The organism is Sphingomonas humi (assembly GCF_039536725.1).
In the GTDB taxonomy this organism is placed as follows: Bacteria; Pseudomonadota; Alphaproteobacteria; order Sphingomonadales; family Sphingomonadaceae; genus Sphingomicrobium; species Sphingomicrobium humi.
Genome location: NZ_BAAAZD010000001.1, coordinates 1505296 through 1519779 on the forward strand (window position 1 = coordinate 1505296; position 14484 = coordinate 1519779).

Below are 14484 nucleotides of genomic sequence, written 5' to 3' on the forward strand. Positions count from 1 at the left end.
GCGGTTGATCGGTCAGACACGGCAGGGTTTAACCCGGTGGCCATCAGCCAAAAACTGGAGCGGATACGGCGTGGCGAGCGCCCTCGTGTACTCGACCTTTTTTCAGGTGCTGGCGGAATTAGCCTCGGCTTTCAAAGGGCCGGCTTCCAGATTGCTGGCGCCGTAGAGTTTGACCCGCTCGCCGCGCGCACCCACGCTCTCAATTTCCATCCCAATCACAAGTTTGCGGATGCGCATGCGAAGGCACGGGATATCACCAGGACCGAGCCGGCCGACCTTGTTCGAGACTTTGGCCTCGGCAGCGTAGAAGGGTCTATCGATGTACTGGTCGGCGGCCCGCCCTGTCAGGCTTATGCGCGCGTCGGACGCGCGAAGCTTCGGGAAATTGCAGTCCATCCCAATGCGTTCAAACTTGATGCGCGCGGCAATCTTTATCTGCGCTACCTGACTTATGTCCGCGCGTTTCAACCGCTTGCACTGTTGATCGAGAATGTCCCCGACATTCTTCACTATGCACATCACAATGTAGCCGAAGAGATCGTGGAGACGCTTGAAGGCTACGGCTATGTCGCAGCCTATTCGCTGATCAACGCGGCGTTCCACGGCGTCCCGCAAATGCGCGACAGGGTCTATCTCATCGCTTACCGGCGTGAGCTGGGCCAGGAGGTGACATTCCCGGCCGCAACCCGTCACATCACCTTGCCACCAGGTTATTCAGGTACCCGCGCCGTGGCGCTTCGTTATACCAATGCAGAGGCGGGATACCGCGAGCCGGACCTGGGCACCGAGGAACTTCCCTTCGCCGTGACCGCACAGGAGGCGATCGGTGACCTCCCCCCTATACAGGGCGAGTCCGTTCGCCGCGGCGCGAGAAAGTTCGACAAGCTGGCGCCCTACCGGGCGCCGTCCGACGCCGATGCATATGCGAACCTCATGCGGAACTGGCCGGGCTTTACGTCGTCTGAAGGCGTTTACGACCATGTGATCCGGTCATTGCCGCGAGACGGCCCGACATTCCGGGAAATGCCACACGGCGCCGAATACCCCGAGGCATTCGCAACAGCCGAAAGGATTTTCAACCGGACGGCGACGGAATTGAACATCAGCCCCGGAACGGTTGCGTATGCCGAGCTCAGGAAGACTATCGTTCCACCCTACGACGTCGCCAAGTTCCCAAACAAATGGTGGAAGCTACGACCTGATTTCCCTGTGCGCACATTGATGGCCCACATTGGCAAGGACACGTACTCGCACATTCATTATGACGGCGCGCAGCAACGGACCATCTCCGTTCGAGAAGCCGCACGCCTCCAGTCCTTCCCCGACGGCTTCCGCTTCGAAGGAGCCATGAACGCCGCCTTCAGACAAATTGGCAACGCGGTACCCCCGCTGATGGCGTTTGCACTGGCAGAGAAGATTGGGGAAGCGCTTGGTGCTCGTGCCAGCCAGAGTGCGAATGCGGACGCCAGCGAGCGCAAAACGGAGCGTGAGGCGGCGTGAGTTACGGCGCGTTTGCGGCCACGATGCGCTCCATGACTTCATCTTGGCCAAGGGACGGAAGATTTGCCAAGCTGACCGTGTAGCGCACCGATATGATACCGGATGGCAGCTCTAATTCGTCCGGCAAGCGAGGAAATTCATCGTCAACCTCGAACACGGCGATTGCACGGACGAAGAAGCGCATGAGCTCCGGAGACGGCCGCAACATATCCGACCAACCGACACGCTCCACTTTGTCGATAAACTCCGCCTGCGCAGTGAAGTCGTCCTGAATCTCGGCGAGGATCTCGTCGATTAATGTCGCAAGAGTGATGTTGCCGGCAATGGTCGATTCAAGTTGCACGGAGACGAGCAGCAGAGACTTGCCGTCAGGTGCATTAAGCTGGTCACCCCTTGAAATTTCATGTTCATGCTTGGATTTTCGCGTCGATTTGACCTCAATGTGAACGTCGCCGCTGACAAAGTCGTGGCGCTCAAAGTGTGGTCCGCTCCATTGATCAATTGCGCTCGGTCCCAGGAGCGGCAGCATCAGCTGCTTCAGTACGTAGAGTTCACCAACAAGACCAACCTGAGCCCTTTGCTCCATCATCGTCTTGCTGTTGCGAAGTGCTGCCTGCCACTTTCTGACGATTGCAGCTGTCGCCGCGGCGGGCTCCCGGCCCCGCACAGCAACCGCTTCGATTACTTCTGAGCACATACCTGAAAATACTCGTTCGTTTGAGGCGGGAGCAATCAGATCCAGGAAGGAACTTTCATCAATGAGGCGACGCCTCACCCGAATGCCGTTGAGGTCGGGCGGATCTTCTGCAGAGGCGGGCGCAGTGAGGCGGATCAGAAGGTGGAGGTCGCCACTACCATCAATTGCGAGAAGCATGCCGCGGTCAGCCCCGCCATCCGGGACGTCAAGGACTGCCATTTGATCGTCCGAAGGCGGCTTCCGCGACCTGAGGTCGGCCCAATTGTCCGGCCCTGGAAATTCAGGCATCGGCAACGCCGCGATTGACGACCCAAGAACCGGTCTCTGCTGTTTGCGGGAGGCTGAGGGCCAGGGCGATCACCGGGCCAGCAAATTCGGTACCTAGGTTGGCTGGATCGAGCGGATAGATGATGAGCAGCCCCTGGGTGCGCGGCCTTGCTGCACGCATCGCTTGAGAATCGTATGTGCCGCTCGCTCGCTTGTAGCCCTGCGGGCCGCCTGGAAGATCGACGCCTTCATGGCGCGGGTCGATCAATATTCCGATACTGTCACTGCTGACACGGGAGCGCGTCAGCATTCCCGTGTTGATACCGCCAATGATGGTTTTGCGTCCAACCCCTGAGCCGGCCAAAAACACCGACCAATCGACCAATTCCCCCGCCTCGTTCGATTGTTCAATCCACTCGGACAGCGCATCCGGCTGAAAAGCCAGAATGTCGTCATGAGTTTTGTACTCGCGAAGAAACCGGGCCACTGTTTCCGCCGGTACATCCTGGGCGAGCATACCGCCTTCAATTGAAAACGACGGCCTCAATTGTGCGATTAGCTGATCCGTAAGGTCGAAATTGCGTTGTAATTTTAAATGGTCAGAGACCGGTAGCAGAACCGTCTGCGGATGCTCTCCGGACCAGGATAGTTCGGCGTCAGCTGACATTCCGGACTTATTCCGCGAGGTTAGCAAAAGCTCGCTGTGGGCACGAAGTCTAATGGCCATTTCAGACGGGGGCTTTCCCGCCCGCGTCAATGCCTGAAGAGACTCACGGAGTGCATCTTCGACAAGTGCCAGCTCAGCAAACCAGCGGGCGATGGCGGGCGTTGTCCAGATACGGATCAAATCCTCATAGTCCGTCCTGAAGCCGTACCACCTTGCCATCTGAAGCAGCGTGTCGCTCATCGACGTGGTGCGGAGGAAATAGGAGATTGTCAGACCTTCGAGCGTCAACCCGCGCGAAAGCCGGTTCCCTCCAATTGCTACGATGTGCCGCCCAGGCCTTTCCTCGTACTCGAGATTCTCGCCCGTCTCGCTGTTTAGCTCGATGACCATCAACTCATTGAGGACATTTGTTGCGACCTCAATTACCCGCTCGTTGGACGCTGGAAGCGTAACGCCCCTAAAGTGGCTTTCCAGCATGTTGCCGAGCCATTCCTTGAAGTGGCCACCCTGGGCGACCTCACTTCGCCAAAGATCAATTTGTTCGCGTACAGCGCCGGAGATCCGGGCTTGGTCGGCAACAAGCTGACTGACGTGTACCAGCATCGTGTGAGAAGACGTGGCACCGTCGCGCCGTATTTGGCGGATGCCGCCGGCGATGCAGAATGCACCAAGAGCCTCGGCCAGCGTATCTGGAATGATGGGCGCGTCCGGATCGATCGTAACCTGTCGTCCCTTGCCCTTTTTCGACGACCGCAGGCGGACCACATCTTCTTCGGGGACAAAGCGCAGAACATCCCGTCCCTCTGCACCCACACCGAACAGCTCTTCGGTACCGGTATAGCCGTCGGGACGGGGCAGCTGCAGAGCGAAGTCGCGCGGAAACAGATCTTGGCCGACTTTCCGGTCCAAAGCGCTGGGGTCGATGAAAATATTGGCAAAGGGCGTAGCCGTGTAGGCCACGTAGGAGGCTCTCGGCAGACGATTTAAAATCGAGCGGATCATTGAGTTCGTAGCCGAGGGCTTAGACTCACCCGCTCTTTCGTCTTCTCCCTCCGAGACCATGGTATCGGGAGCGCGGTTACCCTTCGTATTGATCGAAGCTTGGTCGGCCTCGTCGTCGATCAATAACGTCGGGAGCCAATGCAGCCGATTACCCGCGCCCTCCAGCCACTCGTCTAGTCGCTTCAGAACGGGAACAATCTTTTTTGCAACGATCAGGAATGGTCCCGCGTGATCCAGCGTCTCGGGAGGCGGCGGGAAGAAATCAAGGTTGTTGCCTGTCAGAAGCTTCCATTGATGATGGGAGGTGCCGTCGCCTACTAGCTCACGCTCGAGGCGCTTTTGAGTTTGGTTTCGAAGCGCATCATGAATACCCGAGAGAATGATAATCAGACGATACCCAGCATCGACGGCTCGGGCGGCAACCGCTGTGTAGTTGGCGGTCTTCCCGCTTTGAACATAGCCGACAACGAGCCCGCGACCCTGAAAACCATTATTTGAGCGCGGATCGGGGAGATGACGCAGCACTCGCAAAGACTCAGCTGCGACTGAGTTGACCTGCTCCTCCTTCCATCTCGGGTCCTTACGCAGCAAACTCTCGAGACAGCTCCAACTGTCCCAGGCCTCATCATCAAGGCGGTCCGTCCAGTTCGGCAGGCCCGGCGCCGAAGCCACTATGCGCACTTCAGCCATAGTTTCAGGCCTTCCCGATCAGCTCATCCTGCGCTCCGATTTCGTCCAGCTGGGTTAGAAATGCAGCCAAATGCGTTGCCGCCTGAGTATTGGGAGCGAGAAGCCGCGCCAATTCAGCCAAGTCCGAGTTCACCCTGCTGACCTGCAGCTCCTCGGCACCGTTCAGGCTCCGCGATAACTTCCAGACAAACTTGGACGTTTCCACGGGCCGAACAACCAGCGCTGGCGGCGAGGGAGTCCGCGGCGCTGGAGCCGGCCCGGACCCTGGAGGCGATGTGGGGGGCACACTGATCTTGGGTCCGCCTGAGGGGGGCGTCGGGCTAGGCGGTGACGGGGCAGGAACCGGTGGTTGCGACCCTCGACGAAATTTCGCTTGGCTGTCGGTACGTGCAAATTTAGCAAGCGGTTTGATTGCATCCTGAAGCATGGGCGGCAGGTGCACGATCTGCTTACTGATGTTGATCTGGAATGCCTTGTCGAGCTCGGGTCCAAAATCGACCGTCACTCTAGCGAGCTTGGTTTTCTCGTCAGTGGTTGCCCAGATCTGGTGCCACCCACCCCAGCGGATGAGGCGACCATTTCGATAGATAAACAGCCCCTGCGTCTCGGTGCGCTTGCCGTGCAAACCAATCGCATCGATCGCCTTATCAGCGTCCCCTGTCGGGGCATGATATTGCTTCAGCTCATCTTCGCTGGGCAGCAGATAGGGAGCAATTACAACGGGGGCCGTACCGCCGCTCACGGGTACTTTGACGGTCTTAGTATCGTACTCGCGGACCAACGGATGACCCACTGGATTGTTGGGTGGAACCGGTTCGTCGTTGACGAGGATTTCGACCTTCTTTTTTCCGGGGACTTTGCCTTCAAGGAAGCGATGAAACACGAGCGCAAGATGGCGCTTAAGGTCGCGAACCTCAGCCACATAAGGCGAAGCTCCCGGGACGGATGGCGTGGATTCAGGCACCGTCATGTCACGCCACATCACAACTGTGCCGTGCTCGCCAGGATCGGTCGCATCCCTGACCCAGTCATCTAGCGGCCGGTTACAGGCGGTCCAGCTTTCGTCGATCTTGCTCTTGTCCCAGGTCAGATGAGACGCTTTTTCGCCAGCCTGCTTGGTAACAACAGTCAACAAGTTCGCTTGAGACCAGGAAGCACCTTTGAGGCCGAAGCCGTACTTACCCAGGCTGCCTTCCTCATAATCGGTTTCGCTCCCGATCCTCATGGCTTCCTTGAGCTCTTCCCAGCTCATTCCATCGCCGTTGTCGGCGATGGTCATCCAACGGCCATTCCCCTGATCAGGCCGACCGAAGTGGATGTTGATCTCGATGGCGTTGGCTGAGATCGAATTGTCGACCAGGTCAGAGACGGCCCCGGCGAAGGTGTGCCCGGTGTCCGCCAGCATCTCCGTAAGCCTCAGCGCGCGCGGCGGAAGGCTTACTCCGCCCTCGGATCCTGCATCATCTTGATCACTCATTTGTACTTCCTGTCCCGAGTCATCCGTAGAAGGGGCCGGCAAGGCTTCGGAGATCTTGCTCAACAAATGCGCGCTCTGCCGTCCGTGCAGGGCGATCATTCCAGCCGCAGCAAGGCCGCGCGTACCTCCGTCGGCCAGTATCTCTTGGGTCAGAGGGCTCTCGGCATCAAGCACCGTCCATGTCCCTTTGGCTGGGCTGATGCCGGCTTGGATCCGTAATACAAACAGGCTTCCGGCTGATACGAAAGAAAACTTCTTATCGTTTGGGCAGTGGCCTTCCAGCCGCCAGTTCTTGCCTTGGCGTTTTAGCGAGTGACTATACATCGCGGCACCGCTGTCTGTTTCGTACGTTAGCTCAAGCGGAATGCGGTCACTCTTAGTTGCGGCCGGGAAAACCCGCGCCACGACCTTGCCATCGAAATTGATGGCGCGCTGTTTCGACGTCTCTTTGCCTTGACGGCGATATTCATGAAAGAAGCCAAGCTCGCTCTGGGTGAGCGCACGCAGTATTAGGAATTCCATCGTTTCTGCGCGCGCCCCCGACCAAACAACAGATCCGGCCGAAAGAATGTAGCAGGCTGCTTCCCAAACGTGCAACCGTGCCGACACTCTGTGCGAGGCCAGACATTAAGGGCACCCGCCCATCGAACTGCCCGATATCCTCGGTTCTGGTGGAGGAATTATTTTCGGCCAGGAACCGGACTAACGTTTGCAGACGATCAGTGCGGAAAGTAGATCGCCTGTGCCAAACAAGACGCCATGGCGATCTCTGGTCACGTTTTGTCGTGCGTCGTACCAACCAACGACAGTGCCGGCTCTATCTTTGCCTTGGATAAGCCGCCCTTGCGGCTCAATCCAACCTAACAGCTGACCTTTTCGGTCGCGAAGGGCGTACGACCGCACGGATGCTTCCCGGAGAGAAGCTTGAGCTTGCTTGATCGCGTCATCACAAGCCTTCAACTGATCTTGGTAGCGGGTCGCTGCGGCCGATCGTTTCTCGTGCGCGTGCGCTATTCGATCACGTGCATTCCGCTGCTTCTGCTGTGCGCGTTGCGCTGCCGACTGCTCAGCACTTTCGATGATTTCAAAGTACCTCATATCACCCTCCCACTTTCAAGTATTTAAGCGGGACATTCAGCAGCCGGCGACGGGCTCACGGGGCTAGGAAATACTCCGCTGCAGCCCTTGGACGCGTCATGCAGGGCCTATGCGGTAGTAGAGCCATTTGCGTTACTGCTGATCGAAGACGGCCCTGCATGGCGCTCTTCGAACTTCACTGCACCGTGGAAGCTTACTTCAACGCCGCATTCGTCGCATTCACAAGCTTTGTCCAAGCAGCCCGTTCGCCGTCACTCAAGTCAGCCGCCTCGTGATCTCGGGTCCAGCGGACATACGCTTTGGCAAGCTTGTACTTCGAAAAATTCGGCCCTCCCTTTTGGGACAGAATGTCGACAATCGGCGAAGTTGGCGACGCCGCGACCTCCGCGGTCACGTCGATACCAAGCTCTGTCTTCGCGATTGGCACGAGAGTGTCCCGCAGAAGATCCTCGATCTCAGCTTTCGGGATGGCGGGCGAGGTATAGTCCATCGTTCGCAAGATGCGCTTTGCACCAAGGCGATGCACCAGGATCTCTTGTTTGGCTGCCTGATCACCTGCATTATCGGAGTCAAGTAGCGCCGCAACCTTGAGATTGTGCGCGGTGAGGATTGTCGCGAAGTACATCACCTTGCTTGCGGTGTTCGAAGGAATCAGTGCGATCTTCGCATTCAGGTCGGCGACGCCATCCTGACGCAACAAGTCAGCTGTCGCCTCGAAGTACCAGTAGTCCGTCAGTCCTTCGAGGATCAGATTCCGCTGCTGCGCAAATAAGCTCTGCGCAAGATCATACCCGAGCGCCTCCTGCAAGGGCAGCAGCGCTGCAGGATCGGCGGCGGTGACAGTCGTGTGTACTCTCGTACCCGTCCGCCGATCTTTCATTTCCACCACTCGCACCAGATCGAGTTCGTCTGGTCCGACTAAAAAGGGGGAGTGGGTGGTGTAGATTGTCTGATTTGTCTCAGCGAGGGTTCCGATCGTAGCTCGGAAGTCCCGCTGTTTGAGGGCATGAAGACTTAGCCCCGGCTCGTCCAACAACAGGATGGCGTTCGCGTGCTTGTCCTTGGCCTCCGCGAAAAACACGATGAAGAAGGATACAATCCACTGAAATCCCTCCGACCTTTGGTCGAGCTCGATTTCGACGCCAAGTTCGTCTTCGACGACCACCTTTAGATATTGCCCGTCTGCCGTGATCCTGAGGCGATTTGCTTCCGCGCGTTCTGGGTTCGGGTTCCAAATACGGACGATTTCGTCAGTCAGGCGAACGCTCGCCGCGTTCAGCTGATACGAACGTTTGTCGAGTTGATCACGATAGGCCCGGTGCGCATCGGCATCCTTGGCTCCGGGATCAGCTGCCTTGCCAAGGTTAGATAGCTCCCGTGCTGTGAAACCCAGCAACTTCAGCAAACACTGATTCCCATAATCATATTGGTCGTCATCAAGGAGCTTCTGCTCGATGCGTGTTGCCAGATGCTCGAGGTGAATGAGCGGTCGCACACGATAGTAATTACTGAATAGCACGAATATGGGACGTGCATTGGCCAACGCGCTGAGTGCGGCAGCCCGGCGGTCAGCAAAGCGGCACGCTTCAAGAAGCTTCGTGTAACGCGCTTCCTCTTTGTCGTTGTCCTCGTCGACCGTGGCGTAATGCTTTTCCAGCCAAGCTATAAGCTTTTTCGCGACCTCGCCTTGAACGTAGTAGTTCCCGCCGCTGTACTCTGTGAGCACAGCCTCTAAGCCGACCGAAGCCTTTTCCGCCCCCTCGGACTGACGCCCATCCACATGAGCTGCAAGCCGCCGTAGATCCTTGGCAAGCTCGCTGGTGGTGGGGCGCTCTGGGGCGCCTACAAAGTCGTGCCAAGCGGAATTGTCGAGACGACGGCCGTAAACGTACGTAGCGCCCGCGAATTCTAGTCCCACAGCCTCTTTGTCGGCCTCTTCAAGCGAGAAATGCGCGACGGCGACGTCAGTCTTGGTAGGATCCACCCGCTTCGTAGTTATGTCGTTGTAGTCCTTCCGAGGGTAATCGCGGAGAGGATCAATCTTCGGCGCGTCGTCGGGCGCGTTGATCTGTTGAAGAGCGCGCAGAAAAGCAGACTTCCCTGCTTCGTTAGGACCCACCATGATTGTCTTGTCGCGCTCGAATTCTACCCAGCCAGAATCCTTGATGCTGCGATAATTCGTGATGCGGGCCTTCTGCAGTCTCACACGCAACTCTCCCCTGTCAGTTAGCGCGATAACGCAGAGGCTTACCTAGGACAATGTCCGATGCTGCTAAGGCTGCTCTCGTAGCAGCGGCTTAGGCGAGGACAGCTAGCGCTATGAGGACGTATTCAACCGCGCAGTCCTGCTCTTCTGCCATCTACGAACGAGTTCGTTCACGTTCAGAGCAACACCAAATGCGCCGGGCTTAAGATCAATGATTGCGTTAGCGGCGTCGAGTAGGTTTTCCTTCTGCTCAAATTTCTTGACGAAATGATCGTTCTCGCCACGAACGAACGCGGAGAGAAGGGCGAAGAAGTTGTGCCATCCGCCGAACCGCGCTTCGGCGTCGCGCAGAGGAACGACGAGCCTTAAACTCCCCTGGCGAAGCTCTTCTGGATGGTCATTCGTTATCAGAAGCGCGGGCAGCATGTTCTGAAAACTGGCGTCAGAGTTACCCTCACCGAGGTACTTACGCGCGACGGATGTGGTGAACCGCTGCTTATCTGTGCCCACTGCGATAACGGCGTGATTGCCGATGCTGCGGGCAAGTTCCATGAAGTTCTGCTCGATCATATCGTATAGCGGTTCGCGGAACTGCCCGTTGACGACGAAAATGTAGAAATGAACATTTTCATCTACTGGCAAATTAGTGAGTTCATTCAAAACGTAGCCCATAACGCTCCCAATGATGCCATTTCTCAGTCCAACCTAGTTGTATTCAACTAGCGCTGAAAGGGGCGCGCGCAGGAACCTACCCAAGGTTTCCGGTTGTGCCATAGATAGCACTCGATCGCCCTGTATGACGCTCGCAGGGCGTGGGCGCGCTGGCGCAGCGGCTTTGCTAAGCTCCGATCTCATCCAGCCACGGCTGCCACTCGTCAACGCGTGCATGGAGCGCGGTAGGGCTCACGCCCCGGCCCAATTCTTCGAACAAGAGCCTCACCATTTCCGCGGCGGTTTTGATCGACAACGGCACGGCGGTTGGGTCCGGACGCAGGGGGTCGGAGCGGAAAAACAGAGCTTGCGCGGAGGAATGCGCGTCGAGCAGTGCCTGCACGTTATGATGGGTCAGAAGAATTCCGCCATCGGTGGACGGCATGCCGTCGGCACGCTGCATGTCGCTCAGATTGATGCTGCGGGAAACGAGCGTATCGGCGGAATAGATTTCGCAGCTGGCGCGGCTCCTGGTCTCCAACAGCTCACGCAGGATGTCGAACAGCAGGGCGTTGTTCGATCCGCCCAGCTGGGAGAATTTCTTATACTGAACCGACCACCCTTGAGCACCCAGCCTGCAGCCGGAGCACACCAGCCCGTTAGCGCTCGACAAGAATGGGGTGGCGCTGTCGAAGCTGAACTGCACCGCATTGCCTATTGCTTGCCGCACAGCCCGTTGAACAACCGTCAGCAGACATCCGATCTGCAATGATCCGACACCCAGCACGTGGATCCATTTGCAGTCGCGCAGCAGCCCGTCTGCATGCATGTCCAGCAGCCGGTGCACGATCAGACTGAAATGATCTCTGTGCGCCCCCGCGAGCGCCCATCCCTCAAAGGGTAGGTGCTTTACAGCGTCGTACCAATATTTGCTCTCACGCTTGTTCCTGCCTTGCAGCACGTTGAGGAGCCGCGTCTTGCCGGGTGTGCGCTGTGCAAGGAAGATGTCGTTGTTGAGCTTCGTTTGAGTTAGGCAGGCGTTGAAATCGATGCCGAGCCCGTTGGCCTTAGCCATGGCGGCGAGATCGTACCCCTCTTTCTCTAGCCGTTCGGCATGAGGCCGCATTGCGCCGCTGCTGATCCCGCCGGTCGGGAAGTCGAGCACCATCGACCAATCGGCAACCTGCTCCAGCCATTTCAGCATGGTCCTTGGAGTGCTGGCGGGATCGAATTCGATCTTTTGTGTCTGGATTTGGTAGCCGCCGCTGTCGCCTACGACGATTGTCTCGTCCCGATCCCGGCTCGTGACCATACACGGTGGAACATTGCCGCTTTTCGAAGCGGCTTGTCCGGCGCTGTACAGTGCGAACGGATAGAAGAACGAAGGATTCCCAGGATCGAGGAAGTTCAGGTGCCTCGCCGTCAGCGGCAACGACGGATCGAGGGTAGAGCGATGCACGGAGCGGGCGAACGTTTCGCTGATTGCCGGAAGATAGATCGCGCGGTTCTCAGCCAGATAGTCATTCTTGATCGACACGCCTGCACCCAACGAACGCTAACACAGACTACGATACCTTGCGGTTGTGATCGCTCTAGCAAGAACGTATCACCGCGAAAGTTTAGCGGCTAAACTTTTGAGGCCGATGTGCGTAGCGGTAAATTCACCGGAAATTCCACGGACCATCAGCTCCATGAGGCCGATGAACGGTTCCAGGCAGTAGAGCAAGCTGCGCGAGAGTATGAGCAACATCATGCCAGGTCCACCGACCTGCTGCGTTCGGCTCTGGCGAAACTCTATGTCTTTGGAGAGGACTTGCGATCACAAGCCTGTGAGCCAGGACGATCTCTGATCGGAGAGTTTGTGAGTTCGCGCGGCGTGCCGTGGAATTTGGCGACGCAGCGCAATCCCTACATCGCGCTGGTCAACATGACGTTCGCGCCGTCCGCCAGCTCGCGCTCCCAATATGCGGCGGTGCTCGCTTACGCGAGCAACTGTGGCGTGGACCCGACGGACTTGGGCGATTGGCTTCGGCAAGGCGGGATCAAAGGGCGCTATGCCGAGGCCGTGAGGCACTTCGCCAGTCCAAGGAAGCAACGCTACTCGCAAGAACGCGATAGCCGCCTCAAGGCTGCTCGGCAGCTGCTATTGGACCGAGCGCACTCCGAGGCGGTGGCATTGCCGGAAGGCATCAGCGCGGATGAGGGCTTCGTGACGCTGATCGCGAAGATTGGCGACGATGGCAAAGCGGCGATCATCGACGTGATCGGTGAAGCTGACGAAGTTGAGCCGATCCTGCTTCGCTATGCGCCGATCAAGGCAACCGGCAAAAGTGCGCTTGCGGGTGAGCCGCTGGGGAGGCTCTTCCGTGCCGTCGATCTTGTGCTCGGCTGTACGCCCGACAAGCCGAATAGCTCTCCTAGGCATGTACTCCTGCTCAACAGCTTGGAGCGAGGCAGGCCCGTGTGCCGGATCGAGGCCGTCGCGGAAGCTTACACTTATGCTTGGGCAGGCGTGAGCCTAGCGGGTCACGTCGACGGCTTGTCGGCTGAGATGGCCTACATTCTCGATAGCCGAGACGCGGCTTTCCTAAGGCGCGAGTTCCCGAACTATGATGGATGGAACATCAACGCTGGCGAGGTGCCGCGGATCGATGCGACTGGGCTAAGCTCCCCGCTCCAGCTTCTCCCGTTGCACGCCGATGCGGCTTATCGCGTCAGCCAGCCGGCCGACGTTCATCACAAGCCCGTCAGCATCACGCACGCAGAGCAAGTCGCCGTCTTGCAGTTTCTGGCTGATCGCAGGGTCGAGCATGATCGGCAGAACGCAAGGCGCAAGGAGCAGCGCAATTTTCCTGCTACGCTCAAGCTGACCTCGGATGGTGGAAAGCTGGAAGTCAGCTTGCCGAAGATGCCCAACATCGCCGTCGCATTCGGCTCTTCGTCGCCGGACCGGGATCTGAGCGACCGTGAGCTTTCGATCGAGGATGTGAAGCGGACGCTCGTCGCGCTCTGCCCTTACGAGACCAGCCTAGACGGCTCGTTCATCGATCTCGAGGTTGATGACGCGGCATTGTCCCTGCAGGCGCATTTCGGCGACGATCTGTTCTCCGTGGTGCTGCCGACGAGATCGGGCACTGCCTACAATCAGTCATGCGCTGACCTCATGCTCTAGTCCCGCGCAATCCAAGGAATCCTCAATGCCCCGCAAGACCAGTCGCTCGATCCGCGACGATCTCCCAACCCAAGCGGCGCTGATGGCAGCTGGCACCGACTTCGATGCGAAGCGCTGGAGTGATCCGCAATATCTCAACATCCGATCGGGCATCGTCGAGCTTGGATTACAGGATGGGCAGCGTGTGACGCGAGCCGATGTGTTTGACCTCATCGCTGCAAAGCCGCGTCTGGCGGTTATGCTGACGATTGTATGGGGTTATCCATCGGGCAAGATCAATCGACATAGAAAGCCGATTGACGCGTTGTTCAGCAATGCCGCTGTGGTTGCGGATCGATTGTCGGAACTGCAACAAGCGGAACCATTGCCCGCTGGTGCTCTGATCCGGGAACTCAACAACCTTTGCGGCAAAGGCATCTCCACGTCCACTACGTCGAAGCTTGCCTACTTCTTCGGGCTCACGACGCTGGAGGGCGCCTGTGTTATTTACGATCACAGGGTGATCAACACGATCATGGAGGGCACCCATTTGGAGTTCCGGGGGCTACGAACAACACTGCCGGTGGAGCGGCTCCGGAACTCGCGCGATCTCGCGATCCGGCTGGAAAATGCCCGCAACCAGCAGACGCGGAGCTTTGCAGACTACATCGCCACCGTGAACCGCCTGGCCAAACGGCTTAGCAAGCTTGGCCCCGACGTGGTTACCCCTGATCAGGTCGAATTGGCGTTGTTCGACAACGCGCCCCCAAGCAGCGAGCTTGGTGCCCGCACGCGAAGCTCGAAGCAGATCAGTGACCGAACGACGCGCAGGAAAGCCTTGCGTCCCACGAATATAGACGCGGCAAACCCTCAGGCAGCATAAGTATGACGGAAGCTGCGGGGCTCGAATTCTGTCGCTTCAGACAGTGAGCGTCGCCGCATCCCCCAAGGAAACCAAGCCCGCTGCACAGTTCGAGCCCGTGCAGCGGGTTTTTCTTTGGAGATTGTTATGACTAAACCTCAGGCGTCAGCAGGTACCGCAAGTTCAGCATCCAGCACCTACGCACCTCGCTGGATC

The 14484-nt window shown here is 58.0% G+C and carries 10 protein-coding genes; 3 read left to right on the forward strand and 7 right to left on the reverse strand.

Annotated elements, in window-relative coordinates:
- The first annotated feature begins 36 nt into the window (after positions 1 to 36).
- Positions 37 to 1500, forward strand: coding sequence for a DNA cytosine methyltransferase (locus tag ABD729_RS07470; protein WP_344709529.1), 1464 nt, complete (start codon positions 37 to 39; stop codon positions 1498 to 1500).
- 1 nt (position 1501) lies between these two features.
- Here ABD729_RS07470 and ABD729_RS07475 read toward each other — a convergent pair whose 3' ends face one another.
- From ABD729_RS07475 to ABD729_RS07505, 7 genes are all read right to left on the reverse strand, one after another.
- Positions 1502 to 2416 (reverse strand): PD-(D/E)XK motif protein, encoded by a 915-nt coding sequence (locus ABD729_RS07475; RefSeq protein WP_344709531.1) that lies wholly within the window; start codon positions 2414 to 2416, stop codon positions 1502 to 1504.
- A gap of 61 nt (positions 2417 to 2477) precedes the next feature.
- Positions 2478 to 4823 (reverse strand): Z1 domain-containing protein, encoded by a 2346-nt coding sequence (locus ABD729_RS07480; protein ID WP_344709532.1) that lies wholly within the window; start codon positions 4821 to 4823, stop codon positions 2478 to 2480.
- 4 nt (positions 4824 to 4827) lie between these two features.
- Positions 4828 to 6822 (reverse strand): ATP-binding protein, encoded by a 1995-nt coding sequence (locus tag ABD729_RS07485; RefSeq protein WP_344709533.1) that lies wholly within the window; start codon positions 6820 to 6822, stop codon positions 4828 to 4830.
- 180 nt (positions 6823 to 7002) lie between these two features.
- Positions 7003 to 7398, reverse strand: a complete 396-nt coding sequence (locus tag ABD729_RS07490) for a hypothetical protein (protein WP_344709534.1) — start codon at positions 7396 to 7398, stop codon at positions 7003 to 7005.
- A 193-nt stretch (positions 7399 to 7591) separates the two neighbouring features.
- Positions 7592 to 9604, reverse strand: a complete 2013-nt coding sequence (locus ABD729_RS07495) for an AAA family ATPase (protein WP_344709535.1) — start codon at positions 9602 to 9604, stop codon at positions 7592 to 7594.
- A gap of 111 nt (positions 9605 to 9715) precedes the next feature.
- Complete coding sequence (locus ABD729_RS07500; RefSeq protein ID WP_344709536.1) at positions 9716 to 10276, reverse strand: hypothetical protein; 561 nt, start codon at positions 10274 to 10276, stop codon at positions 9716 to 9718.
- 166 nt (positions 10277 to 10442) lie between these two features.
- Positions 10443 to 11792 carry a hypothetical protein gene (locus ABD729_RS07505; RefSeq protein WP_344709537.1) on the reverse strand — a complete coding sequence of 450 codons (1350 nt, stop codon included), beginning with the start codon at positions 11790 to 11792 and terminating at the stop codon, positions 10443 to 10445.
- A gap of 108 nt (positions 11793 to 11900) precedes the next feature.
- Here ABD729_RS07505 and ABD729_RS07510 point away from each other — a divergent pair, with 108 nt between their 5' ends.
- A complete protein-coding gene (locus ABD729_RS07510) occupies positions 11901 to 13427 on the forward strand; it encodes a hypothetical protein (RefSeq protein WP_344709538.1) in 1527 nt (508 codons plus the stop codon).
- Between the two features lie 25 nt (positions 13428 to 13452).
- A complete protein-coding gene (locus ABD729_RS07515) occupies positions 13453 to 14289 on the forward strand; it encodes an 8-oxoguanine DNA glycosylase OGG fold protein (protein ID WP_344709539.1) in 837 nt (278 codons plus the stop codon).
- The last annotated feature ends 195 nt before the right edge of the window (positions 14290 to 14484 follow it).

Coding starts and splice junctions, on each gene's coding strand:
- ABD729_RS07480 (WP_344709532.1), bottom strand. CDS start 4,823: ATGGCTGAAGTGCGCATAGTGGCTTCGGCGCCGGGCCTGCCGAACTGG.
- ABD729_RS07515 (WP_344709539.1), top strand. CDS start 13,453: ATGCCCCGCAAGACCAGTCGCTCGATCCGCGACGATCTCCCAACCCAA.
- ABD729_RS07500 (WP_344709536.1), bottom strand. CDS start 10,276: ATGGGCTACGTTTTGAATGAACTCACTAATTTGCCAGTAGATGAAAAT.
- ABD729_RS07485 (WP_344709533.1), bottom strand. CDS start 6,822: ATGGAATTCCTAATACTGCGTGCGCTCACCCAGAGCGAGCTTGGCTTC.
- ABD729_RS07490 (WP_344709534.1), bottom strand. CDS start 7,398: ATGAGGTACTTTGAAATCATCGAAAGTGCTGAGCAGTCGGCAGCGCAA.
- ABD729_RS07475 (WP_344709531.1), bottom strand. CDS start 2,416: ATGGCAGTCCTTGACGTCCCGGATGGCGGGGCTGACCGCGGCATGCTT.